Raw genomic sequence first — 24,876 nt, 5'->3', positions numbered from 1 at the left:
CGTGGTGCCCCGATTCGAGTGGAACGTGTTCTCGTAGCGGACCGGTGCCGTGGCGCACGGGCGCCCCGCGTGTGATCACGACTCATTGTTAGAACGCGTTGCAGTTTCCGTCGTGCCGGTCGTACATTCGAGCCATGCGGACACGTGTCACCGACATGTTCGGGATCGAGCTGCCGATCTTCGCCTTCAGCCACTGCCGGGACGTCGTCGCCGCGGTCAGCCGCGCCGGCGGCATGGGTGTGCTCGGGGCCCTCTACTTCACCCCGGAAGAGCTCGAGATGGAGCTCAAGTGGATCGACGACCACGTCGACGGCAAGCCGTACGGCGTGGACGTGGTCATGCCCGCCTCCTACGCCGGAGCCGACCTCGGCGTCGACTCGCCGGAGGACCTGGTGGCCAGGCTCCAGGGGATGATCCCCGACGGCCACCGGGCGTTCGTCGAGAACCTGCTCGCCCAGCACGGCGTCCCGCCGCTCTCCGGCGACGCCGAGGCCGGACGGGTGCTGCTCGGCTGGACCGACGCCACCGCCCGGCCCCAGGTCGAGACGGCGCTCAAGCACCCGATCGCGCTGCTGGCCAACGCGCTCGGCCCGCCGCCCAAGGACGTCGTGGACCTCGCCCACGCCAAGGGCGTCAAGGTCGCCGCGCTCGCCTCGACCCCGCGCCACGCGATCAAGCAGGTCGAGGTCGGCGTGGACGTCGTGGTCGCCCAGGGCACCGAGGCCGGCGGGCACACCGGCGAGATCTCCACGATGGTGCTGATCCCGCAGGTCGTGGACGCCGTGGACGTCCCCGTCCTGGCCGCGGGCGGCATCGGGTCGGGCCGCCAGATGGCCGCGGGCATGGCGCTCGGCGCCGAGGGCGTCTGGACCGGCTCGCTGTGGCTGACCGTCGAGGAGGCCGACACCCCCGAACTGGCCCGGCAGAAGATCCTCGCGGCCACCTCACGCGACACCGTGCGGTCCCGGTCCTGGACGGGCAAGCCCGCGCGGCTGCTCAAGAACGAGTGGACCGACGCCTGGGAGTCGGCCGAGTCGCCGGGCACGCTGCCGATGCCGCTGCAGTTCATGCTGATCTCCGGCGCCCTGCGCCGCATCGGCAACTCCGACGCAAGTGAGCTGGCCACCTTCCCGGCCGGGCAGATCATCGGCGCGATGAACCAGGTGAAGTCCGCCAAGGACGTGGTGTTCGACCTGGTCGAGGAGTACGTCGAAGCCGTCGAACGCCTGGGACGCCTCACCGGCGACTGACCCGAGTCGAGCGCTGAGGCCCCTCGCGGGCGACCGGCCCGGGCCGCACCGCTCCGCGCAGAACCTCTCCGCGCCCGCATCCTTCCGCGCCCCCGTCCCCGTGCGCGCCGTTCCACCCGGCCCGGCCTCCCGGGCGGGTGGCGGCCGTGCGGTTTACTGGGCGGAAGGCGAGCGGAGGGGTGGAAGCGGATGCCGGAGGCGATGGACGCGCCCGAGATCATGGGCAACGTCCCCGGGGCGTACGCCCTGGGCGTGTTCCGCGAGCGGCACCCCATCCTGGTGCGGCAGGTCAGGGAAGCGCTGCCCTACACCCCCGACCGGCTGCGCGCCCTCGACGCGCTGCTCGACGAGGTCGTCCGCGACGTCATGGAGCCGCTCGACGACCCCGACGGCCCCGACGGCACGGCCCACGACCACGCCGCCTGGGCCGCGTGGGGGCGCGGCAAGATCGGCCGGCGCTGGGTGGACGTGCCGTTCCTGTGGGCCGAGAGCTACTTCTACCGCAAGCTGCTGGAGGCCACCGGCTACTTCGGGGACGGCCCGTGGCGCGGCGTCGACCCCTTCGGCCCGGCCAAGCAGGCCGAGCTGCACAGCACGGCGGTGGACGACGAGCTGGCCGCGCTGGACCACGCCGCCACGCTGCCCGAGGACGAGCGGGCCGCCGGGGTGCTGCTGGGGTCGCTGTGGGGCAACCGCGCCGACCTGTCGCACGCGATCACCGCGACCGGCGGGCCCGGGCCGGTGGGCGAGCTGGTCGTCGACGACGGCGCGCTGCTGTGGTCGCTGCTGCGCGACCGCGCGCCGGGCAAGGTCTGCGTGCTCGCCGACAACGCCGGGCGCGAGCTGCTGCCCGACCTGGTGCTGATCGACCACCTGCTCGACCGGGGGCTCGCGGCCGAGGTGGTCCTGCACGTCAAGCCGCAGCCGTACTTCGTCTCCGACGCCACGCCGGCCGACGTGGCGGCGTCCCTGCGGCGGCTGGCCGGCGCCCCCGGGCAGGCGGGCAAGACCGGCGAAAGACTCTGGCAGGCGATGGGCACGGGACGCCTCGCGCTGCGCGCCCACCCCTTCTCCTGCGCGCCGCTGCCCTACAGCGACATGCCGGACGACCTGCGCGAGGAGTTCGCCTCGGCCGCTCTCACCATCACCAAGGGCGACCTCAACTACCGCAGGCTGGTCGGCGACCGGTTCTGGCCGTCGGCCACCCCCTTCGCGGCCGTCACCTCCTACTTCCCCGGGCCGGTCGTCGCGCTGCGCACCCTGAAGTCCGACGTGCTCGTCGGCGTGGACGAGGCGGTGTCGGCCGCCCTGGACGCCTCCGGGCGCTCGTGGCGCACCTCGGGCACCCACGCGACCATCCAGGGCCGCGCCTGACGCCCCTCTCCTCTGTCACGCCTGGGCGAGGATAGCCGCGAGCGGCAGGCGCTGGACGAGCGCCGCCGGAAGCACCGAGGCGAGCACCGCGAGCACGACGGCGAGGACGTAGGCGCCGAGGCCCCCGGCGGCCACCGCCCAGGGCAAGCTCCCGGCGAGCGCGGTCGTCGCCGCGAGGCCGGCGGCCGCCCCCGCGGCGCCGCCGGACAGGCCGATGAGCACGCCCTCCGAGACGACGAGCCTGGCGAGCGAGCGCCCCGTCCAGCCGGTCGCCCGCAGCGCGGCCAGTTCGGCGTCCCGTTCGCGTACGCCGAGGTAGAGCACGTCGGCGACGGCCAGCGTGCCGAGCGCGAACATCACCATGATCGCGGCGTAGTCGGCGGGCCGGGCCTGCAGCACGATCGCGTCCCCGAGGAGCGAGCCGACCACCCGGCCGCGGAAGCCGTAGGTCACCCCGAGAAGCACGGTGAGCGCGAACACGCACACCAGCAGCGTCGAGGCGCCGAGCAGCGTGCGGCCGGGGACCCGGGTGAGGCCGGCCAGGGCCATCCCGGTGACCCCGCGAGGCGAGCGGGCCCGGCGGCTCACCCGCGCCGCCGGGCGCACCGCCTCGACCGGCGGCACGGTCGAGGCGCGCCACGCGGGGACCAGCCCCGCCGCCAGCGCCAGGGCGAGCGCGGCGGGCACGGTGAGCAGGACGCGGGGCGCCGACACCTGGAGCCCGAACCACGACGACACCGGCACGGCGACCGCGGCCGACAGCAGGCCGCCCAGCAGGCCCACGCAGCCGGTCTCGGTCAGCACGCCGCCGAAGAGCTTGCGCCGCGACCAGCCGAGGCAGGCCAGCACGCCCAGCTCGGTGCGGGCGGTCCGCACCGCCGCGGAGGAGGCGTTCACCAGGAACAGCCCGCACACGGCGAGGATCAGCACGAACAGGGCCAGCGACTTGCGGTCGGACTCCCGCAGGATCCGGTAGGCCACCCCCTTGTCGACCCAGCCCTCCTTGACCGTCAGCGCGGGCCGGCCGTAGGAGCCGGCGGGCAGGTCCACGGTGACCGGCCGCGGCGAGGAGCCCATGGTGATGTCGACGTCGAGCCCCGTGGCGGCCACGATGTCGCGGGCCACCTGGCCGATGCGCTCCCTGCTCACCGGGTCGGGCCCGGTCACTCCCGCGACCCGCACCCTGACCACGCTCAGGGGCGCCTTCGCCAGCCGCCCGCCCTGCGTGAGGCCGGCGATCCTCCGCAGGCTCGCCAGGTCGGTCAGCAGCAGCGGCGGCGGCTGCAGGTAGCCCGCGAGATTGTCGGAGGGCAGCAGGCCGCGTCCCTTCAGCAGAGCGCTCGTCCGGTCGTCGCCGGGGACGACCGACGGCGGGTTGTAGGTCTCCATCGGCAGCGAGGACAGGGTAGAGAAGCCCGGGAGTTTTTCGGGGTCGAACCGGCCGACGACCCGCATGGCGTCGTCCCTGACCACGTCACCGCTCATGGCGTTCAGGTCCAGCCGCCGGAACTGGGCGTCGGCCGATCCGATGGGGGCCGAGCCCGCGCCGGCGATCTCGGGGACGATCGACGCGAGGAAGGGGTCCTTCCACACCTTGGGGTCATTGGTCACCGGCACCGGCTTCAGCCGGCCGCCGGCGCCCTTGCCGTACTGGACGGGGCCGGCCGTCCAGTAGCGGGTCATGGAGATGTACTGCTCAACGGACTTGTCGCTGACGGGGTGCTGCCAGGTGTGGAGCATGTCGGCGAAGAACCGGTCGCTGCCGACGGTGACCTTCTTGACGACCGGGCCGTGCTGCCGCGTGACCTCGCTCCGCAGCGTCCTGGCCGGCAGGCCGGACACCACCTTCTCCGCCGTCTTCGCGGGCAGCCTGCTGATGACCAGCTCGTCCTGCTGGTCGGCGTAGGGACGGCCGGCCGCGATCAACGGGATCTCCCCGCGGGGGGTGTCCTGCGGCCGGCCGAGATAGTGGCCGTCCACCATCGCCTTGTCCAGGCCGGCCAGCGCGGCCTCCGCCTGCGGGTCGATCGCGGCGAGCAGCAGGGGGAACTCCTGCTGGAGCAGGATCGTCGCCTCGCCGGGCCGGATCCGCCTCACCTGGGTGAGGAACCGGTCGCCGTCCCCGTTCGCCGTGGACGTGGCGCTGGTGGTGGGCCCGCCGTCGAAGGGGAACGGGCCCGAGCGCGGCGTGAGCCGCTGCCAGTACAGGGATGTCCCGATGGGCACGTCCTTGCCGCGCGTCACCTGTTCGCCGGTGTGCCGCAGCGCCGCGCCGCCCTCCGGCGAGGAGGTCAGCGGGCGCCGGGTGATGTAGGCATAGTGCGGGGCGTACGGGATGCGGGTGAGCCCGCGGTCGGCGACCCGGGTGCGGTCGACGCGCAGCAGAGTGCGCTCCCCTTCGCCCAGCACGTCGGTCACGGGCACGTCGACCATCCCCGTGCCGGTCATGTAGCCGATCATGCCGATGGGCGCGGCGACCTCGATGCCGTCCAGCTTCTTGATGCGCTCGTACTGAGCCTGGGTGATGCCACCGTGGATGCCCGACAGGTAGTTGGCCCGCACCAGGCCGGACGACCGCTCCAGCTCCGTCGCCGACCCCTTCGGGCGGACCAGGATGTCGTACTGCGCGCGGTAGTTCTTGTCGACCGTGCCGACAATGCGCAGCCGCTGGGTCTCGGCCGTGCCGGTGAGGACGGTGAAGGCGGTGGCGGCGACCAGGATGCCGAGCAGGAGCACCAGGGCGCGCCCGGCGCCGTGCCGCAGCCGCGAGGCGGCGAGCCGGATCACCCGAGCCGTCCGATGCGGTCGAGCACGTCATCGGCCGGCGCCACCCGCTCGTCGCTCACGATGCGGCCGTCCTGGAGCCGGACCAGCCGGTCGCAGGCGGCGGCCACCTCGGGGTTGTGCGTCGCGATGATCATCGTCATGCCGTACCGGCCGCGCAGCGCCGCGAGCAGGTCCATGATCTCCTCTCCGGTGGCGCTGTCGAGGTTGCCGGTCGGTTCATCGGCGAGCAGCAGAGGAGGGTTGCCGATGAGCGCACGGGCGATGGCCACCCGCTGCTGCTGGCCGCCGGACAGCTCGCCCGGCAGCGCCCGCTCCCGGCCGTCCAGGCCGGCGGCTTCGAGCAGCTCCCGCGCCCGCGCCTTCCTGTCGAAGTCCACGCGGTACGGAAGGACGGGCGCGAGCACGTTGTCCAGCACGCTGAACGCGGGAAGCAGGTGGAAGCGCTGGAAGACGAACCCCACGCGCCGCCGGTGCGCGTCCAGCCCTTTGCGGGGGAGCGGCCGGTCGTCGACCACCACCTCGCCCGCGTCGGGCAGGTCCATGCCTCCGACGAGGTGGAGCAGGGTCGACTTGCCCGCTCCCGACTGGCCCATGAGCGCGACCGCGCTGCCCGGCTCGAACTCCACGCTGACGTCGTCGAGCGCCTTGGCCGACCCGTAGATGCGGCTGACGCCCCGTAACGCGACTCCTGCTCCCATGCCTCCATACATTGTCACAATGTAGGGAGCGTTATCGATAGATTGCGGCAATCTAGGGGAAGGTCGGAAAGATGCCGCTGAGTCACGCCGTACTCGCCCTGCTGGCCGAGGGCCCGAGCCACGGGTACGAGCTCAAGAGCCGCTTCGAGGCGGCGATCGGCCCGCAGTGGGGCGGCCTCAACATCGGCCACCTCTACCAGATCCTCGACCGGCTGGTCAGGGACGGGCACGTGACGCGCAGTCACGTGACGCAGAACGACCGGCCGGACAAGACGCTCTACGAACTGACCGGCGGTGGAGCCGAGGAGCTGAGCTCCTGGGTCGCGACGCCGCACGTCCGCGCGTCCGGCTTCCGCGACGAGATGTTCCTCAAGCTGCTCGCCGCGACCCGGCTCGGCGCCGGAGCCCTTTCGGACTACACCTCGGCGCAGCGGCAGGCCTGCCTGTCAGACCTGGCCGGGCTCACCCGGCTGCGCCGCGAGAACGCCGCCGACCCGCTCGTCGCCCTGCTCGTGGACGCCGCCATCGCGCACACCAAGGCCGACCTCCAGGTGATCGACGGCGCCGAGCGGCGCCTGGCGTCCCTCGCCGAGCAGGCCCGTCCCGTGCCTGCGGCCGGCGCCGCCGAGGCCGGCGGCGAAGCGCCGGGCGCGACCGCCGTCCCCTGACCGGCGGACTCCGTCGCGGTCACCGGACCGACGTCCCCGCGCGACGGGGGGTCGAGCGGTGGGCAATTCGTCCGGTCAGGGCTTCGTGCGATGGGGCTGGTGTACGGCCGGAGGGTCATTCGCCGCGGTAGACGGCGGGGCGTTTGTCGCGGAAGGCGCGTGAGCCTTCCTTGGCGTCCTGGGAGCCGATGACCGGCCAGCCGATGGCGTCGGAGACCTTCAGGGCCTCCGGCTCGGGCATGCCGAGCGTGTCGCGGTAGGCGCGCAGGATGGCCTGCACGGCGAGCGGGCCGCAGGCGGCGACCTGGTCGGCGATCTCCCGCGCGGCCGTCAGCGCCTGGCCGTCCGGCACGACCCGGTTGACCAGGCCCATCGTCAGCGCCTCCTGGGCGGTGACGGGCCTGCCGGTCAGCAGGATGTCCATGGCGAAGGCGTAGGGGATCTGCCGCGGCAGCCGGACGGCGCTGCCGCCCATGGGGAACAGCGCCCGCCTGGCCTCGAACAGGCCCAGCGTGGCCGACTCGCCCACCACGCGCAGGTCGGTGCCGACGAGCAGTTCGGTGCCGCCCGCGACGGCGTACCCCTCGACCGCGCAGACGATCGGCTTGGCGGGCAGCGCGTCGCCGTCGCGCAGCAGGCCCTTCCAGTGCACGTCGGGGATCTCCTGGGCGCGCCGGGCCACCCGCTCGTCGGCGGGCGGCGCGCCCATCGCCTTGAGGTCGGCGCCGGCGCAGAAGGTGCCGTTCGCGCCGGTGAGGATGCCCACCCGCACCTCCGGCTCGGCGGAGATGTAGGCCCACGCGTCGGCGAGCCCGACCAGCATGTCGGTGGACAGGGCGTTCCTGGCCTCCGGGCGGTCCATCGTGACGATGACGACGTGGCCGTCCCGCTCGACCCGGCAGTGCTGGGTGCTGATGGGCAGGAGCTCCATGGAGGACACCTTCCTGGGTTGAGCGGTCCTATCAAGCGCTTGTTCGACGTGGCCGTCCGGGGTTAGTCTGCCGCTGCGAACTAGAACAGATTCTTGTTCGTGAACCTGCCGTAACGCCAGGGTTGTCGGGAAACCGAGAACGTGCTTCACTTCGGCGCATCCGGGAAGGTACGGCGCAACCGGACAAGGGAGTTCCCATGGGCTCGCTCGGCTTCTGGAGGCTCGCGCAGGCCGATCCCGGCTGGATCGCCGCCGTGGACCCCGACGGCACGCCACACCCCGCCGGCGAGCTGCTCGCCCGCGCGAACCGGTTGGTCCACGCCCTGCGCGGCCTCGGGCTGCGGGCCGGGGACGGCGTGTGCGGCCTGGTGCCCAACGGCGCCGACGGCCTCACGCTCTACCTGGCCGCGCTCCAGGCGGGCTGGTACTACACGCCGATCAACTGGCACCTGACCGGACCCGAGATCGCCTACATCGTCGCCGACAGCGAGGCCAAGGCGCTGTTCGTCCACGAGCGCTACGCCAAGGAGGGGGCCCGAGGCGCGGAGGCCATCGACGCCGGCCGCCGGTTCTCCTTCGGGCGCGTCGACGGCTTCCGCACGGTGGACGACCTCACCGCCGGGTACCCGGACGCGCCGCCGCCGGACCGCACCGCGGGCGCGACCATGCACTACACCTCCGGGACGACCGGCAGGCCCAAGGGCGTCCGCCGCCCGCTCAGCGGCCTGGACCCCGACGACGGCGCCGAGCTGATGACGTTCCTGCTCTCGCTGTTCGGCATCACGCCCGGCCCGCCGAACGCGCACCTGGTGACCTCGCCGAACTACCACACCGCGGTCACGCAGTTCGGCGGCACGGCCCTGCACATGGGGCACACGCTCGTCTACATGGACAAGTGGGACGCCGAGGAGATGCTGCGGCTGTGCGAGAAGCACCGCGTCACCAACTCCCACATGGTGCCGACCCACTTCAAGCGGCTGCTCGCCCTGCCCGACGAGGTCAGGAATCGCTACGACCTGTCCTCGCTGAAGTGGATGATCCACGCGGCCGCGCCCTGTCCCGTCCCGGTCAAATGGGCCATGCTCGACTGGTGGGGCGACTGCGTTTACGAGTACTACGCGGCCACCGAGGGCGGCGGCACCATCGCCACCCCTGAGGCGTGGAAGAAGCACCCCGGCACGGTCGGTTCGGCCTGGCCGATCAGCGAACTGCTCATCGTGGACGACGACCTGCGCCCGGTCCCCACCGGCACCCCGGGCACCGTCTACATGAAGATGGCCGGGGTCCGCTTCGAGTACAAGGGCGACCCTGACAAGACCGAGGCGGGCCGCCTGCGCGACCACTTCACCGTGGGGGACATCGGCTACCTGGACGAAGAGGGTTTCCTGTACCTCTGCGACCGCAAGGCCGACGTCATCATCTCGGCCGGCGCCAACATCTACCCGGCGGAGATCGAGAACGAGATGATGGTCCATCCCAAGGTCGCCGACGTGGCCGTCTTCGGCATCCCCGACGACGAGTGGGGCGAGCAGATCAAGGCCGTCGTCGAGCCGGCGGCGGGCGTCGCGCCGGGCCCCGAGCTGGCCGAGGAGATCCTGCGCTCGCTGGAGGGCCGGCTGGCCCGCATGAAGTGGCCGCGCACCATCGACTTCATCGCCGAGATGCCGCGCGAGCCGAACGGCAAGCTCCTCAAACGCAAGCTCCGCGACCCGTACTGGGAGGGCCGAGACCGTGCCATCTGAAGGGCCCCTCCCCTGGAAGCCCGAGACCGCGACGCCCGGGACCGCGCATCCCGGGGGCCTGCCGCCCCTGCAGAGCCCGGTGGCACCGCCGGTGCCGCTGGTCGCCGAGCACGTGCTGGAGTTCCCCGGCGGGTACACCCGCACCACCGGCCCGGTGATCGGCCGCTTCCTCACCGAGCTGCGCGACGGGCGCATCGTCGGCGTGCGCACCGCCGACGGCCGCGTCCTGGTGCCGCCGCTGGAGTACGACCCGGCGACCGGCGAAGCGGTGACCGATGAGTACGTCCAGGTCGGCCCGGGCGGCACCGTCCAGAGCTGGGCCTGGGTGGGCACGCCCCGCAAGGGGCACCCCCTCGACCGGCCGTTCGCCTGGGCCCTGGTCAAGCTGGACGGCGCGGACACCGCGCTGGTGCACGCCGTCGACGCCGGTACGGCCAAGGCCATGCGCCCCGGGCTGCGCGTACGGCCCCGGTTCAGGCCGGACGGCGAGCGCGCCGGCCACATCACCGACATCGCCTGCTTCGTGCCCGAGGTCACCACGATCACCGCGCACGTCCGCAGCGAGTACCGCGTGCAGCCCGGCCGCTCGCTGACCCGCTTCCTCGAGGGTGTGCGGGACGGGGTCTTCATCGCCGGGCGCTGCGCCCGCTGCGACAAGGTCTACGTGCCCTACCGCACCTCCTGCCCGGAGTGCGGCTCGACCATCGCCGAGGAGGTCGTGCTGCCCGGCACCGGCACCGTCACCACCTTCGCCATCAACAATCTGCCCGACCCCCGCGCCCCGCAGGTGCCGTTCGTGTCGGCCTACATCCTGCTCGACGGCGCCGACGTCCCCATGATCGCGCTCATGGGCGACGTCCCCGCCCACGAGGTGCGGCAGGGCATGCGGGTGAAGGCCGTCTGGGTGCCCCCCGAGGAGCGCACCATGTCGATGAGCAACATCAGGTGGTTCGCCCCCACGGGCGAGCCGGACGTCCGGCTGTGAGGGGAAGGTCCGCGTGCGTGAGGTGGCGGTCATCGCGTTCGCCCAGACGAGGCACACCGGTGAGGACCAGGGCCTCAACGAGCCCGAGCTCATCGGGCCCGTCATCCAGGAGGTCAAGGAGCGCACCGGCCTGACGCGGTTCGGCTTCACCTGCTCGGGAAGCTGCGACTACCTGGCCGGGGCGCCGTTCTCGTTCGTGTCCGCGCTGGACGCCATAGGCGCCTGGCCGCCCATCTCCGAGAGCCACGTCGAGATGGACGCCGCCTGGGCCCTGTACGAGGCGTGGGTGCGGCTGCAGCACGGCGACGTCGACTCGGCGCTGGTCTACGGCTACGGCAAGACCTCCATGGGCGACCTGCGCGAGATCATGACGCTCCAGCTCGACCCCTACTACCTGGCGCCGCTCGGGCTCGACCAGGTCTCCTACGCCGCACTCCAGGCGGACGCGGTCGGCGCCACACCCGCCGAACTGCGCGAGATCGTCCGGCGCAGCCGCGCCGACGGCCGGGCCAACCCGTACGCGCTCGACCTGCCCGACCCCGGTGACTCCGGTGGTCCCGGTGACGACGAGTACGACGTGCGGCCGCTGCGCGCGAGCGACATCGCGCCCATCACCGACGGCGCGGCGGCGATCGTCCTGGCCGCCGGAGACCTCGCCAAGCAACTCGGCGAACGCCCCGCGTGGATCACCGGGATCGCCCACCGCGCCGAGCCGCACTACCTCGGCATGCGCGACCTCGCCCGGTCCGTCTCGGCCGCCGACGCGGCCCGGGCCGCGGGCGTCGGCAAGGGACCCGTCGAGGTGGCCGAGCTGCACGCCCAGTTCAGCCACGAGGAGGTCATCCTGCGCGAGGCGCTCGGGCTACCGCCCGGCACGGTCGTCAACCCCTCCGGCGGCCCGCTCGCCGCCAACCCCGTCATGGCGACCGGGCTCATCCGCATCGGCGAGGCCGCGCGGCGCGTCATGGACGGCACCGCGAGCCGCGCCGTCGCCCACGCCGCCTCCGGGCCGTGCCTCCAGCAGAACCTCGTCACCGTCCTGGAGGCCTGACCATGGGAAACCGCTGCGCCGTCATCGGGGTCGGCCAGACCAAGTACCAGACCAAACGCCGCGACGTCTCCATCGCCGGCCTGGTCCGCGAGGCCGCGCTGCGCGCCCTGGAGGACGCCGGGCTGACCTTCAAGGACATCGACGCCGTCGTCATCGGCAAGGCGCCCGACCTGTTCGAGGGCGTCATGATGCCCGAGGCCTACCTCGCCGACGCGCTCGGCGCCGCGGGCAAGCCGGTCACCCGCGTCCACACCGCGGGGAGCGTCGGCGGCTCGACCGCGCTGGTCGGCGCCTCCCTCGTCCAGGGCGGCGTGCACGACCGCGTGCTCGTGGTCGCCTTCGAGAAGCAGTCGGAGTCCAACGCCACCTGGGCGCTGTCCACCCACCTGCCGTTCACCGCGTCCTTGGTCGTCGGCGCCGGGGGGTACTTCGCGCCGCACATCCGCGAGTACATGCGCCGTTCGGGCGCCCCCGACCACATCGGCACGCTCGTCGCCGTCAAGGACCGGCTCAACGCGCTCAAGAACCCCTACGCGCACCTGAGGATCCCGGGCATCGACCGGCGGATGGTGGAGTCCACGCCGATGCTGTGGGAGCCGATCCGCTACCTGGACACCTGCCCGTCCTCCGACGGGGCCTGCGCCATGGTGCTGGCCGCCGAGGACAAGGTGACCGGCACCCCGGCGTGGATCCACGGCGGCGCCATGCGCTCCGAGCCGATCTTCCGCGCGGGCCGCGACACCGTGAACCCGCAGGGCGGCAAGGACTGCGCCGCCGACGTCTACCGCCAGGCCGGGATCACCGACCCGCTGCGCGAGATCGACGTCGCCGAGGTGTACGTGCCGTTCTCCTGGTACGAGCCGATGTGGCTGGAGAACCTCGGCTTCGCGGGGGAGGGCGAGGGGTGGAAGCTCACCGAGTCCGGCGCCACGGCGCTCTCCGGCCACATCCCCTGGAACGCCTCCGGGGGCGTGCTCAGCTCCAACCCCATCGGCGCGTCCGGGCTGATCCGCTTCGCCGAGGCGGCTCTGCAGGTCAGAGGCAAGGCGGGCGAGCACCAGGTCGAGGGGGCGCGCCGCGCGCTCGGCCACGCCTACGGGGGCGGCGCGCAGTTCTTCGCCATGTGGATCGTCGGAAGCGACAAGCCGTGAAAGGCGCGTCGCATGCCGGGGGATGAACGGTGAGCCCGTTCCGGGCCACCATGGAGCGAGCACATCGGGGGGCAAGCAGTGAGGGCCGCCGGCGACCAGTTGTGAGGAGTCCCCGATGGAGTTCAACCACGCCGACCTGTTCGAGGGATTGGCCGACGCGATCGGGGACCGCGTGGCCGTCGTCTGCGGAGAGGCACGCCTGACCTACGCCGGGCTGGAGGCGCACGCCAACCGCCTCGCGCACTTCCTGATGGAACGCGGCGTCGGCCCGGGACGGCACGTCGGCATCCAGATGTACAACGGCGTCGAGTACATCGCCGCGCTGCTCGCCACGCTCAAGATCAGGGCGGTGCCGGTCAACGTCAACTACCGGTACGTCGAGTCCGAGCTGCTGTACCTCTACACCGACTCCGACATCGTGGCGCTGCTGTACGACACCGAGTTCGACGACCGGGTGGCCGCCACCGCGCCGAAGTGCGCCAAGCTGGAGACGCTGGTGGCCGTCGGCGGCCGGTCGCGCGTCGAGGGCGCCGTGCCCTACGAGCAGGCCGTGGTCGGCCGGCCGGACGGGCGGGAGGGCTTCCCCCGGCGGTCGGGCGAGGATCTCTACATCATCTACACCGGCGGCACGACGGGCATGCCCAAGGGCGTCATGTGGCGCACCAGGGACCTGTTCATGGCCTTCGGCGGCGGCAACCCCTACGGCGAGCCGCACAAGGAGCCGGGCCAGGTCATCGAGACGGCGGTGAGCTCCAACCCGATCATCATGATGCCCGCCGCGCCGCTGATGCACGGGGCGGCGCAGATGGCCACGTTCATCTCCTGGTGGATGGGCGCCACCGTCGTGTACACGCGCAAATTCGACGCCGCCGAGGTGCTGCGCGCCATCGAACGCGAGAGGGTCCTCACCGTCAACATCACCGGCGACGCCATGGCCCGGCCCCTGGCCGACGAGATCGCCGCCGGCGGCTACGACCTGGCGTCGCTGATGGTGCTCAGCTCGACCGGCGCCATCCTCACCGGCGCCGTGCGCGACCGGTTACAGGAACTGCTGCCCAACGTGATCATCATGGACAGCTTCGGCTCCACCGAGTCCGGCTACACCGCCTCCGCCGTCGCCGGCTCCTCCCCGGAGTCGGGCCTGAAGTACAAGCCCAACGCCACCGCCACCCTCGCCGTCCTGAACGAGGACCTGCGACCGGTCGTGCCGGGCTCGGGCGAGATGGGCACCGTCGCCAAGGCCGGCGACATCGCCTTCGGCTACTACAACGACCCGGACAAGACGGCGCGGACGTTCGTCACCGACGCCGCGGGCACCCGCTGGCTGCTCACCGGCGACCTGGCCCGCGTCGAGGAGGACGGCACCATCCTGGTCTTCGGGCGCGGCTCGCAGTGCATCAACACCGGCGGCGAGAAGGTCTTCCCCGAGGAGGTCGAGGCCGTGCTCAAGGGCCACCCCGCCGTCTTCGACGCCGTGGTCACCGGCGTCCCCGACGAACGGTGGGGCAGCCGCGTCGCCGCCGTCGTCGAACCCCGCGACGGCGCCCGGCTCACCGCCGAGGAACTCGACGCCCACTGCCGCGGGAAGCTGTCGGGCTACAAGGTGCCCCGCACGTACGCCTTCGTCGAGCACATGGTCCGCACCCCCGCCGGCAAGGCCGACTACCGCTGGGCCCGCCAGGTGGTCACCGAGACGTCGTAGTCACTCACCCACGTCCCCCGCCATGCCGCGTGGGGACCACCCGCCATGTGCTGGTGGGGCCCCGGCCGTCAGGGCGTGACCGGGCCGAGGACGCCTTCGGCCAGCCGGGTCAGCGCGGCGATGATCCGCTCGGCCGGGTAGCCGTGCTCGTACCGCTGGTGCAGGTAGACCTCCGGGGCGAGCGGTGCGAGCAGGACGTCGACCAGCGGCTCGGGGTCCTCGGTGCCGGCCGCGACGAGCAGCACCCGCACGTGACTGCTCCAGAAGCGGTAGGAGCCCGGCGCGAAGCGCGACCGTCCCACTTCGGCGCCGAGCAGCAGCGGAGCGTGCTCTTCCAGCAGGCCCACCATCGCCGCGTAGAAGGCGACCAGCCGTTCGGCCGGTGGGGCGCCGGGGCCCAGCGGCGGATCGCCGCGCAGGATGTGCTCCTGCAACCGGCGCTCGTGCTCGTCGAGCAGCGCCAGGGCGAGGGAGGCCACATCGGGGTAGCGGCGGTAGAGCGTGGCGCGGCCCACCCCCGCCGCGCGGGCGACCGCCTCCATGGTGACCCCGCCGGCCGGTGGGGCGGCGAACAGCTCCGCGGCGGCGGCCAGGATGCGCCGGCGGTTGCGGGCCGCGTCCGCGCGTTCGGCGAACGTGCCGGACTGACCCAGCACGGGAAGGTCAGCGGTGCTCACCCGGCCGGTCCCTCCCTCGAAGCGGCGCTCTCCGCCGGCAACGTTAGCAAACCCGCCCGCGCCGCCTCCGCAAGTGGACGGCATGTCCGGTTGTCCGGTACCGTGATGACAACCGGACAAGATGTCCACTTTACCGGAGAGGAAGACGATGACCGGGCTCGCATCGACCGTCGTCGGCGCTCGCAAGGCAGGAGTGCGGCTGTCGCCACGCGGCTGCGACGCCATCGAGCAGCCGGGCATGCCGCCACACCCCCGCGAACACCCGCGTACGACTCCCGCCGGCGGCCGGGAAGCGCCCGGCGAGGCGCCCGGCGAGGCGGAGGTGGCGTCCCGATGAGCTGGGTCTGGCTGGTGACGGCCGGCCTGCTGGAGGTCGCCTGGTCGCGGAGCATCAAGCCGACCGAGAACTTCACCCGTGTGCTCCCCACGGTGCTGTGCCTGGCGCTGGCGGTCGCGGCCGTCTACCCTCTCACCCTCGCGATGCGCACCATCCCGGCCGGAACCGCCTACGCCGTGTTCGTCGGCATCGGCGCCGTCGGCGCCATCGCGCTCGGTGTGATCGTCGACCACGACCCGCTCACCCCCGGGCGGCTGGCGGCGCTCGCCCTCATCGTCGCGGGCGTCATCCTCGCGCGCCTGGTCACCGCGGGCTAGCCTCGGTGGTCTGGGTGATCCAGTCGATCCAGGTGATCGCGGTGATCTCCGGTGATCTGTCGGTGCGGCGGTGCATCGTCGGTACGGCGATGTCGATCCGGGGGTTCCCCGTTCGTCTGTGTACCGAGACCAGCCCGAGGAGGACCGGCGCACGCCCTCGTACGTCGCCGTCCGCGGGCATCTCGCCCAGTTCACCCACACCGACGTTGAGGGAGTCTTCATGTCAGAACCGCGCACCTGGGTCACCGGCCTCGGGCTGGTCGAGTCGCCACGCTGGCACGACGGCCGCCTGTACTTCTCCGACTGGACGGCGCGCGAGGTGATCGCGCTCGGCATGGACGGCGCGCAGGAGGTGGTCGCGCGCGTCGACTCGCTTCCCTTGTGCACGGCCTTCGATCCCGACGGGCGCATGATGGTCGTCGACGCCGCGCGGGGGCTGTTGCTGCGCCTGGAGCAAGACGGCTCGCTCGTGACCCATGCCGACCTGTCCGGCCTCGCGCGCGGCTGGAACGACATCGTCATCGACGGCCGGGGCAACATCTACCTCAACCGCGCCGGCTTCGACATGCTCGCCGGAGCGGCGTTCGCCCCGGGGAACGTCGTGCACGTCGCCCCCGACGGCTCGGCGCGTCAGGTGGCCGACGGCATCGCCTTCCCCAACGGCATGACCGTGACCGGGGACGACTCGACCCTGATCGTCGCCGACTCCTACGGCCACAAGCTGATGGGGTACGACATCGAGCCCGACGGCGGCCTGTCGGGCGCCAGGGTGTGGGCGGACCTCGGCGACGCCGCCCCCGACGGCATCTGCGCCGACGCGGAGGGCGCCGTCTGGTACGCGGACGTGCCTCACCGGCGTTGCGTACGCGTGCGCGAGGGCGGGCAGATCGCCGAGACCGTCGAGCTCGACCGCGGCGCCTTCGCCTGCGAACTCGGCGGCCCGGACCGCTCGACGCTCTTCATCGTCGCGGCCGAATGGCGAGGCATGCCAGACCTGGTCGCCCCCGGCACCGGCCGCGTCCTGTCGACCCAGGTGACCACCCCCGCCGCCGACCGGCCCTGACCTCCGAGCGACAAGCGCCCGAGCGCCGATTGCGCGAAGCGGGCCGAGGCTCGGGCCATGCCTTGTGTGGCGTCGCCGCGTGGAAGGTCAGGCTTGCAGGGTGGGGTAGTCGATGTAGCCGGTGTCGTCGCCGCCGTAGTAGACGGCCGGGTCGGGGGTGGTGAAGGGGCCGCCGGCCTTGAGGCGGGCAGGGAGGTCGGGGTTGGCGATGAACAGGCCGCCGAAGGAGACCAGGTCGGCGACGCCCTCCTCGACCACCTTGATCTCCTCGGGCGGGGTGTGCCCGGTGCTCTTGACGTTGAGCGCGAGGGGGCCGGAGAACAGCTCGCGCACCGTGGCGGTGAACGCGCGGTCGTGCTCGATGAGGTGCAGGTAGGCCAGGCCGACCGGTTCCAGCTCCGCGAGCAGCGCCCGGTAGGTCGGCTCGGGGTCGGGGTGGGCGGTGGCCATGCCGTTGAACGGCACCTCCGGCGACAGGCGGATGGCGGTGCGTGAGGCGCCGATCTCGGCGGCGACCGCCCGGACCGTCTCCACGGCGAAGCGGATGCGGTTCTCGACGCCGCCGCCCCACTCGTCGGTACGGTGGTTGGTCCCCGGCGCCAGGAACTGGTGGATCAGGTAGCCGTTCGCGCCGTGCAGCTCGATCCCGTCGAAACCGGCCTCGATCGCGTTGCGGGCCGCCGCCGCGAAGTCGGCGATGGTCTGGCGTATCTCGCCGGAGGTCAGCGGGCGCGGGGTGACGAAGTCCTTCAGGCCCTCGGGGGTGAAGGCCTGGCCTTCCGCGGCGATCGCCGAGGGGCCGACCGGGACGAGCCCGTCCGGCAGCAGGTCGGGATGGCCGATGCGGCCGCTGTGCATGAGCTGGGCGAAGATCGTGCCGCCGGCGGCGTGCACGGAGTCGGTGACCTTCCGCCAGGCGGCGACCTGCTGCTCGCTGTGCAGGCCGGGCGTGTTCATGTAGCCCTGGCCGACCACCGAGGGCTGGGTGCCCTCGGTGACGATGAGCCCGGCCGTCGCGCGCTGGGTGTAGTACCGGACGGTGGAGCCGGTGGGCGAGTTGCCCGGCCCGAAGGCCCGGTTGCGCGTCATGGGCGCCATGACCAGGCGGTTCGCCAGCTTGAGGCCCGACAGGTCGATGGGGTCGAAGGCGGTCGTCATGGGGGGACTCCTCGATGGTTATATGGCCGACCAAGTAATTACCCACAGTTCCTTGGTCGACCAAGCAACGGATGAAGGCCACCTTAGTACATTCCTTGGCCGACCAAGTAATGGTCGGGAGATAAGCTTGCGCCATGACGTCAGAGGTGCCCGCCCACAGCGACAGGGCCTGTCACGGTCCTGAAGGCGGTGGCCCGGTCACCAGCACCCTGGCCAGGGTGTTCAGGCTGCACCGCATGGCGGCGGGCAAGGCTCTGAGGCAGACCCGCCTGTACCCCGGGCAAGAAATGCTGATGATGCATCTGTGGCGGGCCAGGGACGCCGTGCGGCAGTCCGAGCTGATCAAGCTGCTCGAACTCGACCAGTCGACGGTCACCAAGATGCTCCAGCGCCTGGAACAGGCCGGGCATGTCCGGCGCCGCCCCGATCCGGCCGACCGGCGGGCCGTGCTGGTCGAGGCCACCGACGCCAGTTGCGCGCTCAAGGCCGAGATCGAGGACGCCTGGTCCTCCCTGGAGGAGCGCACGCTCGCCGGGCTGGACGCCGCCGAGCGCGCCGCCCTCTCGCGGCTCCTGGCGAGGGTCGAGGCCAACCTCTGCCATGAGGCGGCGTACGGCGAAGGCGGCTGCGCCCTGCACACCGGCTGACCCCGGAGGTCAGACCTTGCGGCCGGTGTCGCCGGAGAAGGCCGCCAGTGCGCCGAGGCCGATGTAGACCAGACCGCTGGCCACGTCCAGGCGGCGGGCGGCGATGGACGAGCGGCGCAGCCGGCCGGCGAGGGCGGCCGACAGCAGCGCGTAGGTGCCGTCGCTGGCCATGCCCAGGGCGATCCAGATCAGCCCGAGCAGGACGATCTGCGGCGCGACCGGACCGAGTCCCGGGTCCACGAACTGCGGCAGGAAGGCCAGGAAGAACAGCGCCGTCTTGGGGTTGAGCACGTTGACCACGAAGCCCTCGCCGAACATACGCGAGCGCGAGACCGGCTCGGCCTCCTTGGCGAGCGCGCCGGTCCGGGCGAACAGTTTGCGCAGACCGAGGTAGAGCAGGTACGCGGCGCCGGCGTACTTCACCGCGGTGAACGCGGTTGCCGAGGCGGCGAGCAGCGCGCTGACGCCGAGCGCGGCGGCCACCACGTGGACGACCGAGCCCGCGTGGATGCCCGCGACCGACACCAGCCCGGCGGCCCTTCCCTGCGCCACGCTGCGGGTGACGATGTAGACGACGGCGGGTCCCGGGACGAGCAACAGGGCGAGCGTCGCCGCGGTGAAGACGGCGAGCGCGGTCATGGATGGCATGTCGCCGATGGTAGGAATCATCCCGCCCCCAGGTCCATCGATTTCCGTCCCCCGGGCCGCCTTAGGGAACGGCGTCGGCGAGGGCGGCCAGGAGGGCCGCGGTGGCCGGCGGCTCCGGCGGCTCACCGTAGGTGGCGGCGAAGACGTGCCTGGTCGAGCCGGGGATGGCGCTCGTCCGCACGTCCGGGTGGCGGTGGGCGGCCAGCGCCAGGCCGGGCAGCACGGTCACCCCGAGCCCGGCCGCGACCATCGCCTGAACGGCCACGTAGTCGTCGGTCGTGAAGGCGATCGAGGGCGCGAAGCCGGCCGCGGCGCACAGCTCGAGCAGATGGCCGCGGCACCGGTCGCAGCCGCTGATCCACTTGGCGCCCGCGTACGCGGCCGGCGAGCCGTCCGCGGCGGTCCCGGGTGGGGTGACCAGGAAGCCGGGGTCGTCGAACAGCGCGGTCAGCCGGACGCCGTCCTCTTCGGCCGGGGTGGGCGCGGGAGCGGTGGCGTACCGGAAGGTGACCGCCACGTCGACCTGGCCGGCGCGCAGCATGGCCAGGGCCTGCGGCGGCTCGGCCTCGACCAGGCGCAGGTCCAGCCCGGGATGCTCCCGGGACAGGCGTACGGCCGCGGCGGGCACGAACGTCCCGAGCGCGGAGGGGAACGCGGCCAGGCGCACGCGGCCAGCGCGCAGGCCGACGTGCGCCGCCAGCTCCGCCGAGGCGGAGTCGAGCCGTCCGATGATCTCGGCGGCGCGGTCGGCGAGGACCAGCCCCGCCTCGGTCAGCCTGATGCCCCGGCCCACCCGCTGGACCAGCCGAGCCCCCGTCTCGGCCTCCAGCCGGGCCAGGTGGTGGCTGACCGACGGCTGGGAGTAGTGCAGCTCGCGGGCGGCGGCCGTCACCGAGCCGTGCCGGGCGACGGCGTCCAGGACGCGGAGCCGCAGCATGTCGAGCATCCATCAACCATATCTATGGATCGCGTCGCGCATTGGCATTGGACCTATGAAAGCGCGCGGGACAGGGTGGTGCCCATGCCGATCGTGTCCTGTCCTCCGGCGCCGCCGTCGTTCACCGACGTCCTGCGCGCCGCCCGCGTCATCGCCCCGCACCTGCCGCCGACGCCGATGTGGTTCTACCCCGTGCTCGACGCGCACGTGGGCGCCGAGATCCACGTCAAGCACGAGAACGCCCAGCCGACGGGCGCGTTCAAGGTCCGCGGCGGGCTCAACCTGCTCGCCCACCTGCCGGCCGGCGCGGAGAAGGCCGGGGTGCTCACCTACTCCACCGGCAACCACGCCCAGTCGATCGCGTACGCGGCCCGGATCTCCGGGGTTCCCTGCACCGTCGTCATGCCGGAGAACCCGAATCCGGCCAAGGTGGCGGCGGTGGAGGCCCTCGGCGCGGCGGTCGAGATCCGCGGCGCCACGATGGTCGAGACCGGCGCCTACGCGCGAGCGCTCGCCGAGGAGCGCGGCGACCGGCTGATCAGCCCGGCCGGCGACCCGGACCTGATCGCGGGCGTCGGGACGCTCTACCTGGAGATGTTCACCCGGCAGCCGGACCTCGACGCCGTCTTCGTCCCGGTGGGCTCGGGCACCGGCGCCGCCGCGGCCTGCCTGGTCGCCCGCGCGGTCGCCCCGCGCTGCCGCGTGATCGCCGTGCAGTCGTCGCTGGCGCCCGCCGCCCACGACGCGTGGCGCTCCGGCGAGCCCGCCGGGCGGCCGGTCCAGACGGTGGCGGAGGGCCTGGCGACCGGCTCGTCCTTCGCCCTCCCGCAACAGCTGATGCGCGGGCTGGACGACTTCCTGCTCGTCCACGACGATGACCTGCGCGCCGCCCAGCGCCTGCTGCTCACCAAGGCCCACACCCTGGCCGAACTGGCCGGCGCCGCCGCCCTGGCCGGGCTGCTCGCCGTCAGGGAACGGTTCACCGGGCGCAAGGTCGCCGTCGTCTGCACGGGCGCCAACGCCGGCCCGGCCGAGATCGAGCGGCTCCTGTCCTGAACCGGTGGTTCCAGAGGGGGCGCGTGCGCGTTGGTCGAGATCGACCGGCTCCCCTCCTGAACCGGTGGCTCAGGAGGGGGCGGCGTCCTCACCGGCCGCGGCGGACAGGAGCTCCGGTCGCAGCACCCGGGAGGCCCCGATGATCTCGATGCCGAGCAGGAAGCCCTGGGCGTCGAAGTCGAGGATGACGTCTCCGCGCAGGTCCTCGTCCTCCACGGGGACCTGGACCGAGGCCTCCCCCTCGTCGATGTGGTCGACCAGGTAGACGTACGCGACGTCGTTCTCCTGCTCGTATTCGATGCGCAACTGGCTCCTACTTCCTCTTCCAGAAGGTCGTGACGATCTTCCCGGTGTGCTTGTTGACGACGACCCCGATCTTGTTGCCTTCGTGGACGACCGTGTCGGACGTCCGGCCCGGCTTCTTCCTCCCCGTCGCGATCGCCTGCTGCACCATGTCGTCGCTGATGCCTCGCTGCCCCTGACGCTGCGAGGCGTGCCGGGAGGTGCCGCCCCCGCTTCCGCCCTTCTTCTTCCCCATCTTCATCATGAGGTCGTCGAGCGGGTTGCCGGCCTCGCGTCCCGGCACCCGGGCCGTGCCCCGCACGCCCAGGCGCCCGCCGGCGCCGGCCAGGGCGGGGGCGCCGCCCATCGGGCCGCGGGCGTTGCGCAGGATGCGTTCCAGAGGCTCGGTGACCTTGCGGGCGAGGCCGGGGGCGAGCACCCGGGCGCCGCCCTCGCCGGCCTCGCGCAGGATCCTGCCCATCGCGGCCCGCGTGGCGAGCACGGTGGCCGTGGCGGTGCCGAGAGCGAGCGGGCCGCCGGCGAGCATGCTGGTCGCGAGCTTGACCGTGGCGGCGGCGGCCTGCGAGATCACCGCGATCTTCGTGCCGGTGACGACGGTGGCCGTGCCGTCGAGCAGGACGGGCGCGTAGGAGCTCGCCCGCGTCGCCAGCCCGAGGTGACCGGTGCCGCCGGTCTTCTCCCAGTGGCCGGCCAGTGCGGTCGCGGACGCGCCCTTGTAGTCGGCCCCGGTCGTGCGGACCACCTGGTCGGCGCCCTCGGAGGAGGTCGCCGACTGGGCGGTGAGCCGGCGCCAGGAGTCCGCCTCGTGGCGGATCTTGCTCTCGCTGATGTTGGGCCAGGGGACTCCGGCCATGTTGAGCATGCCGGAGGCCCAGGGCGGAAGCATCACGTCCATGTGACGCCCAGGTCCCCGTCCAGTCCGGCCATGCCGCCGACCAGGTCGTCCTCCACGTACGAGACCCGCCCGCTCGCGGTGGTGAGCCCGTCCCCGGTGGCGGTGATCACCTGGCCCATGTGCGTGTAGGTGGCGAGCGCGGTGTTCTTGCACTCGGCGTAGGCCGAGATGAGCGGGCTCAGCAGCCCGTCATCCCCCCATGACCGGGGGTCGTTCTCCAGCAGTCCCCGCACCGCCGACGCGTACTCTTCCCCGTGCGCCCGGAGGTGGGAGCCGGACGCCGAAAGAGCCCCGTGGGCCATGTCGAATCCCCGTTCCATGGTCGCAGGCTAGCCATGATCGGCCACGATTGCGCCACATTCCATTGTGAATCCCGACATCTGGCGTTTACGGCGGTCATTGGTACCGATCAGCGCCCTTCTCGCCGGTACCATCCTCACCAATGGCGCCGTCCCCGCGTTCCGGCGCCGGGTGAGGGAGCGTGTGGTGTCCGATGACCTCGAGCATCTGGAGCGGATCGTCCGCCAGACCGAGGAGGTGATGCGCGGCTTGCGTCAGGCGCAGGCCGCGATCGGGCGGGTCACCGGCGAGGGGGAGGGCGCGGGTGGCCTGGTGCGCGTCGTGTCCGACGGCAGGGGACGGCTCACCGACGTCCGGTTCGACCCGCGCGTCATGCGCCTGGACCCCGACGAGCTGGGCAGACAGGCGCTCAGGGCCGTCCAGGACGCGCAGCGGTCGGCCGTGCGCGCCTCGGAGGAGATCATCGAGCGCGCCCGCGAATCCGCCGAGGGGTTCCCCGAGCCGCTCGACGAGCGGTTCGTGCGGCGCCGGGTCGAACAGGTCGCCCGCGAGATCGAGTGACGGCGGGGGCGCCGGCAAGGAGTGATCGATGGACAGGCTGGACGCCGACCCCGCCAACTGGCGGGACGGCGAGCTGGAGAAGGACGCCGAGCGTGCCGCCCGCATCCTCGCGTGGGTCGAGGAGGGGCAGCACGAACTGGAGGCGATCACCGGGGAGGGCGAGGCCGCGGACGGCCAGATCAAGGTGGTCACGGGCTCCGACGGGCTGGTGCGGGACATCGCGATCACCCGGCGGGCCATGCGCCTGGACAGCGGGTCGCTGGCGGAGGAACTGCTGGCCGCCGTCCACCGTGCGCAGGACGACGCCGAGCGCAAGGGCCGGGAACTGCTCAACGAGGCGCTCGGAGAGGTGCTCCCGGCGGGTGCGTCCGACGTCGAGGCCATCGAGGAGCAGTACGCCCGCATCCTGGACTACTTCGACCGCCCCTGACCGGCCGGGATCCGGCACGACCGGCCAGGACCCGGGGCGACCGGCCAGGACTCGGGACGACCTGCCGCGACCGGGGTCGAAGGGCCCGGCCGCGGTCCGGCCCGGGAGCGCCCGGCCGATGGTCAGGCGCGGATGAGGAAGCGGCGCAGCACCGGCGCGACCCGTTCCGGGGCGCCGCGCTGGGCCGCGTTGCCCGACGCGCTGTGGCCGAGCCCGGGCAGCTCGGCCCGCTCGGCGTGCGGCAGCACCTTCGCCAGGGCATCGGCGGCCACCCGCATGTACGCAGGGCTCCTGCCGCCGACGAGCAGCAGGATCTCGGCGCGCGTGGCCCTGAGGTCCTCCAGCTCGCGGCTCTGCTCGGCGACCAGCCGGACGTCATGGCGCAGCGTCGGCGCGAGCGCGCGGAAGGGCACGTCGTCCGGCCCGGCGTCGCCGTCCTCGCGCGCCATCAGCTTGGTGGTGAGCGCCTCCAGCAGCCGGCGGGGGACGTAGTCGAACACCTTGGGCCCCATCTGCGTGCCCTTCATGCCGGTGACCAGCGCCGCCGCCGTTTTGCCCTCGGCCAGCTCCCGTTCGTGCCGCGCCAGCCAGGCCAGGGACGGCGAGCCGTCGATCGGCAGCGGCGGATCGAAGACGACGGCCCTGGTCACCGCCGGGACCGACAGCGCCGTGCGCAGGGCGACGACGCTGCCTGAGCTGACGCCGAACAGCAGCCGGGCGCCGGTCTCCTCCAGCAGGGCGGCGACGTCCGCCACCTCGGTGCGCAGGCCGTGCCCCTCGCGGTGCGGGCCGCTCAGCCCCCGCCCGCGACGGTCGGGCAGGTAGCAGGTGAAGTCGGAGGCGAGCGCCTGAGCCAGCTCGATGTGGCTGACGGAGGACTCCATGGCGCCGTGGAGGAGCACCAGGCCGGGACCGCGGCCGAGCCGCCGGTAGCCGATGGTGGTGCCGTCCGCTGAGGTCACCGAGCCGGTGGTCACGGTGGTCGTCGTCGGGCCGGTCGTTCTCGGGTTGGTCGTCGTCGGGTTGGTCGTCGCGTCGGACATGGTCTCTCCCATGGTCGGCGCGGGACCGGAGGATCCGGTCCCGCGCGTGTCGGTCGGCATGCGTGCGAACCGGCCCATGCGGGGGAGCCCAGCTATCCTTGCGGTTGCCACCTTGCGGCCGGGTTCCGTCGCCACGGGTCTCGGTTCGAGGTCGAGCCCGGCGGG

26 protein-coding genes are annotated in these 24,876 nt (G+C 72.7%); 15 read left to right on the top strand and 11 right to left on the bottom strand.

The genetic code is table 11. From position 1 onward, the window contains the following. Positions 1 to 134 precede the first annotated feature (134 nt). Positions 135 to 1,250 carry a nitronate monooxygenase family protein gene (locus tag ABZT47_RS06090; RefSeq protein WP_354836741.1) on the top strand — a complete coding sequence of 372 codons (1,116 nt, stop codon included), beginning with the start codon at positions 135 to 137 and terminating at the stop codon, positions 1,248 to 1,250. 189 nt (positions 1,251 to 1,439) lie between these two features. Beyond that, positions 1,440 to 2,624 (top strand): damage-control phosphatase ARMT1 family protein, encoded by a 1,185-nt coding sequence (locus ABZT47_RS06085; protein WP_354836739.1) that lies wholly within the window; start codon positions 1,440 to 1,442, stop codon positions 2,622 to 2,624. Between the two features lie 15 nt (positions 2,625 to 2,639). On the opposite strand, the gene ABZT47_RS06080 is transcribed toward ABZT47_RS06085, so the two are convergent. Together ABZT47_RS06080 and ABZT47_RS06075 are read right to left on the bottom strand one after the other, a co-directional pair. Further along, the gene (locus ABZT47_RS06080; RefSeq protein WP_354836737.1) at positions 2,640 to 5,411 is read right to left on the bottom strand and encodes an FtsX-like permease family protein; all 2,772 of its coding nucleotides are present in this window, start codon (positions 5,409 to 5,411) and stop codon (positions 2,640 to 2,642) included. Further along, complete coding sequence (locus ABZT47_RS06075; protein ID WP_354836735.1) at positions 5,408 to 6,109, bottom strand: ABC transporter ATP-binding protein; 702 nt, start codon at positions 6,107 to 6,109, stop codon at positions 5,408 to 5,410. Before ABZT47_RS06075 ends, ABZT47_RS06080 begins: the two co-directional genes overlap by 4 nt. A gap of 71 nt (positions 6,110 to 6,180) precedes the next feature. Between ABZT47_RS06075 and ABZT47_RS06070 the strand changes: the two genes are divergently transcribed. Then, on the top strand, positions 6,181 to 6,777 hold the full coding sequence (locus tag ABZT47_RS06070) for a PadR family transcriptional regulator (RefSeq protein WP_354836733.1): 597 nt from the start codon (positions 6,181 to 6,183) through the stop codon (positions 6,775 to 6,777). A 115-nt stretch (positions 6,778 to 6,892) separates the two neighbouring features. Here the strand turns inward: ABZT47_RS06070 and ABZT47_RS06065 are convergent, their stop codons facing one another. Further along, positions 6,893 to 7,708, bottom strand: a complete 816-nt coding sequence (locus ABZT47_RS06065; RefSeq protein ID WP_354836731.1) for a crotonase/enoyl-CoA hydratase family protein — start codon at positions 7,706 to 7,708, stop codon at positions 6,893 to 6,895. Between the two features lie 197 nt (positions 7,709 to 7,905). Between ABZT47_RS06065 and ABZT47_RS06060 the strand changes: the two genes are divergently transcribed. The 5 genes from ABZT47_RS06060 to ABZT47_RS06040 all read left to right on the top strand — a co-directional run bounded on the left by ABZT47_RS06060 (position 7,906) and on the right by ABZT47_RS06040 (position 14,339). Then, positions 7,906 to 9,450, top strand: coding sequence for an acyl-CoA synthetase (locus tag ABZT47_RS06060; protein WP_354836729.1), 1,545 nt, complete (start codon positions 7,906 to 7,908; stop codon positions 9,448 to 9,450). 97 nt (positions 9,451 to 9,547) lie between these two features. Next, positions 9,548 to 10,435, top strand: a complete 888-nt coding sequence (locus ABZT47_RS06055) for an OB-fold domain-containing protein (protein WP_354837597.1) — start codon at positions 9,548 to 9,550, stop codon at positions 10,433 to 10,435. Positions 10,436 to 10,448: 13 nt separating this feature from the next. Then, positions 10,449 to 11,486, top strand: a complete 1,038-nt coding sequence (locus ABZT47_RS06050) for a thiolase domain-containing protein (RefSeq protein ID WP_354836727.1) — start codon at positions 10,449 to 10,451, stop codon at positions 11,484 to 11,486. Positions 11,487 to 11,488: 2 nt separating this feature from the next. Beyond that, a complete protein-coding gene (locus tag ABZT47_RS06045; RefSeq protein WP_354836725.1) occupies positions 11,489 to 12,637 on the top strand; it encodes a thiolase domain-containing protein in 1,149 nt (382 codons plus the stop codon). Positions 12,638 to 12,752: 115 nt separating this feature from the next. Beyond that, positions 12,753 to 14,339, top strand: a complete 1,587-nt coding sequence (locus ABZT47_RS06040) for an acyl-CoA synthetase (RefSeq protein ID WP_354836723.1) — start codon at positions 12,753 to 12,755, stop codon at positions 14,337 to 14,339. Positions 14,340 to 14,407: 68 nt separating this feature from the next. Here the strand turns inward: ABZT47_RS06040 and ABZT47_RS06035 are convergent, their stop codons facing one another. After that, positions 14,408 to 15,016, bottom strand: a complete 609-nt coding sequence (locus ABZT47_RS06035; protein ID WP_354836721.1) for a TetR/AcrR family transcriptional regulator — start codon at positions 15,014 to 15,016, stop codon at positions 14,408 to 14,410. A gap of 148 nt (positions 15,017 to 15,164) precedes the next feature. On the opposite strand from ABZT47_RS06035, the gene ABZT47_RS06030 reads away from it, so the two are divergent. The 3 genes from ABZT47_RS06030 (at position 15,165) to ABZT47_RS06020 (ending at position 16,733) form a co-directional block, all read left to right on the top strand. After that, positions 15,165 to 15,353, top strand: a complete 189-nt coding sequence (locus ABZT47_RS06030) for a hypothetical protein (RefSeq protein ID WP_354836719.1) — start codon at positions 15,165 to 15,167, stop codon at positions 15,351 to 15,353. Continuing rightward, complete coding sequence (locus ABZT47_RS06025; protein ID WP_354836717.1) at positions 15,350 to 15,670, top strand: multidrug efflux SMR transporter; 321 nt, start codon at positions 15,350 to 15,352, stop codon at positions 15,668 to 15,670. The genes ABZT47_RS06030 and ABZT47_RS06025 overlap by 4 nt, the downstream gene beginning before the upstream one ends. A 220-nt stretch (positions 15,671 to 15,890) precedes the next feature. After that, positions 15,891 to 16,733 carry an SMP-30/gluconolactonase/LRE family protein gene (locus ABZT47_RS06020; protein WP_354836715.1) on the top strand — a complete coding sequence of 281 codons (843 nt, stop codon included), beginning with the start codon at positions 15,891 to 15,893 and terminating at the stop codon, positions 16,731 to 16,733. A gap of 87 nt (positions 16,734 to 16,820) precedes the next feature. Here ABZT47_RS06020 and ABZT47_RS06015 read toward each other — a convergent pair whose 3' ends face one another. After that, positions 16,821 to 17,891: an alkene reductase gene (locus ABZT47_RS06015; RefSeq protein ID WP_354836713.1), complete on the bottom strand. Its 1,071-nt coding sequence runs from the start codon at positions 17,889 to 17,891 to the stop codon at positions 16,821 to 16,823. Positions 17,892 to 18,025: 134 nt separating this feature from the next. Between ABZT47_RS06015 and ABZT47_RS06010 the strand changes: the two genes are divergently transcribed. Next, positions 18,026 to 18,538, top strand: coding sequence for a MarR family winged helix-turn-helix transcriptional regulator (locus tag ABZT47_RS06010; RefSeq protein ID WP_354836711.1), 513 nt, complete (start codon positions 18,026 to 18,028; stop codon positions 18,536 to 18,538). Positions 18,539 to 18,547: 9 nt separating this feature from the next. Here ABZT47_RS06010 and ABZT47_RS06005 read toward each other — a convergent pair whose 3' ends face one another. Further along, entirely contained in the window at positions 18,548 to 19,186 is a 639-nt protein-coding gene (locus ABZT47_RS06005) for a LysE family translocator (RefSeq protein ID WP_354836709.1), read from the bottom strand. Between the two features lie 61 nt (positions 19,187 to 19,247). Further along, on the bottom strand, positions 19,248 to 20,132 hold the full coding sequence (locus ABZT47_RS06000) for a LysR family transcriptional regulator (RefSeq protein ID WP_354836707.1): 885 nt from the start codon (positions 20,130 to 20,132) through the stop codon (positions 19,248 to 19,250). Positions 20,133 to 20,207: 75 nt separating this feature from the next. Here ABZT47_RS06000 and ABZT47_RS05995 point away from each other — a divergent pair, with 75 nt between their 5' ends. Further along, entirely contained in the window at positions 20,208 to 21,179 is a 972-nt protein-coding gene (locus ABZT47_RS05995; RefSeq protein WP_354836705.1) for a pyridoxal-phosphate dependent enzyme, read from the top strand. Between the two features lie 69 nt (positions 21,180 to 21,248). Here ABZT47_RS05995 and ABZT47_RS05990 read toward each other — a convergent pair whose 3' ends face one another. Genes ABZT47_RS05990 through ABZT47_RS05980 form a run of 3 tightly spaced genes read right to left on the bottom strand, consistent with a single transcriptional unit; the run spans position 21,249 to position 22,697 of the window. Continuing rightward, positions 21,249 to 21,485 (bottom strand): DUF2283 domain-containing protein, encoded by a 237-nt coding sequence (locus ABZT47_RS05990; RefSeq protein WP_354836703.1) that lies wholly within the window; start codon positions 21,483 to 21,485, stop codon positions 21,249 to 21,251. 7 nt (positions 21,486 to 21,492) lie between these two features. Next, positions 21,493 to 22,377: a DUF4258 domain-containing protein gene (locus tag ABZT47_RS05985; RefSeq protein WP_354836701.1), complete on the bottom strand. Its 885-nt coding sequence runs from the start codon at positions 22,375 to 22,377 to the stop codon at positions 21,493 to 21,495. Beyond that, positions 22,368 to 22,697, bottom strand: a complete 330-nt coding sequence (locus ABZT47_RS05980) for a hypothetical protein (RefSeq protein ID WP_354836699.1) — start codon at positions 22,695 to 22,697, stop codon at positions 22,368 to 22,370. The genes ABZT47_RS05985 and ABZT47_RS05980 overlap by 10 nt, the downstream gene beginning before the upstream one ends. Before the next feature lie 166 nt (positions 22,698 to 22,863). On the opposite strand from ABZT47_RS05980, the gene ABZT47_RS05975 reads away from it, so the two are divergent. Both ABZT47_RS05975 and ABZT47_RS05970 read left to right on the top strand, forming a co-directional pair. Beyond that, positions 22,864 to 23,238: a YbaB/EbfC family nucleoid-associated protein gene (locus ABZT47_RS05975; RefSeq protein WP_354836697.1), complete on the top strand. Its 375-nt coding sequence runs from the start codon at positions 22,864 to 22,866 to the stop codon at positions 23,236 to 23,238. Between the two features lie 28 nt (positions 23,239 to 23,266). Further along, entirely contained in the window at positions 23,267 to 23,668 is a 402-nt protein-coding gene (locus ABZT47_RS05970) for a YbaB/EbfC family nucleoid-associated protein (RefSeq protein WP_354836695.1), read from the top strand. Positions 23,669 to 23,790: 122 nt separating this feature from the next. Here ABZT47_RS05970 and ABZT47_RS05965 read toward each other — a convergent pair whose 3' ends face one another. After that, positions 23,791 to 24,711, bottom strand: a complete 921-nt coding sequence (locus ABZT47_RS05965; protein WP_354836693.1) for an alpha/beta hydrolase — start codon at positions 24,709 to 24,711, stop codon at positions 23,791 to 23,793. Positions 24,712 to 24,876 lie beyond the last annotated feature (165 nt).

It is taken from the genome of Sphaerisporangium sp. NPDC005289 (assembly GCF_040607455.1).
Lineage (GTDB): Bacteria > Actinomycetota > Actinomycetes > Streptosporangiales > Streptosporangiaceae > Sphaerisporangium > Sphaerisporangium rhizosphaerae.
This window is presented reverse-complemented; position numbering and strand designations above follow the sequence as displayed.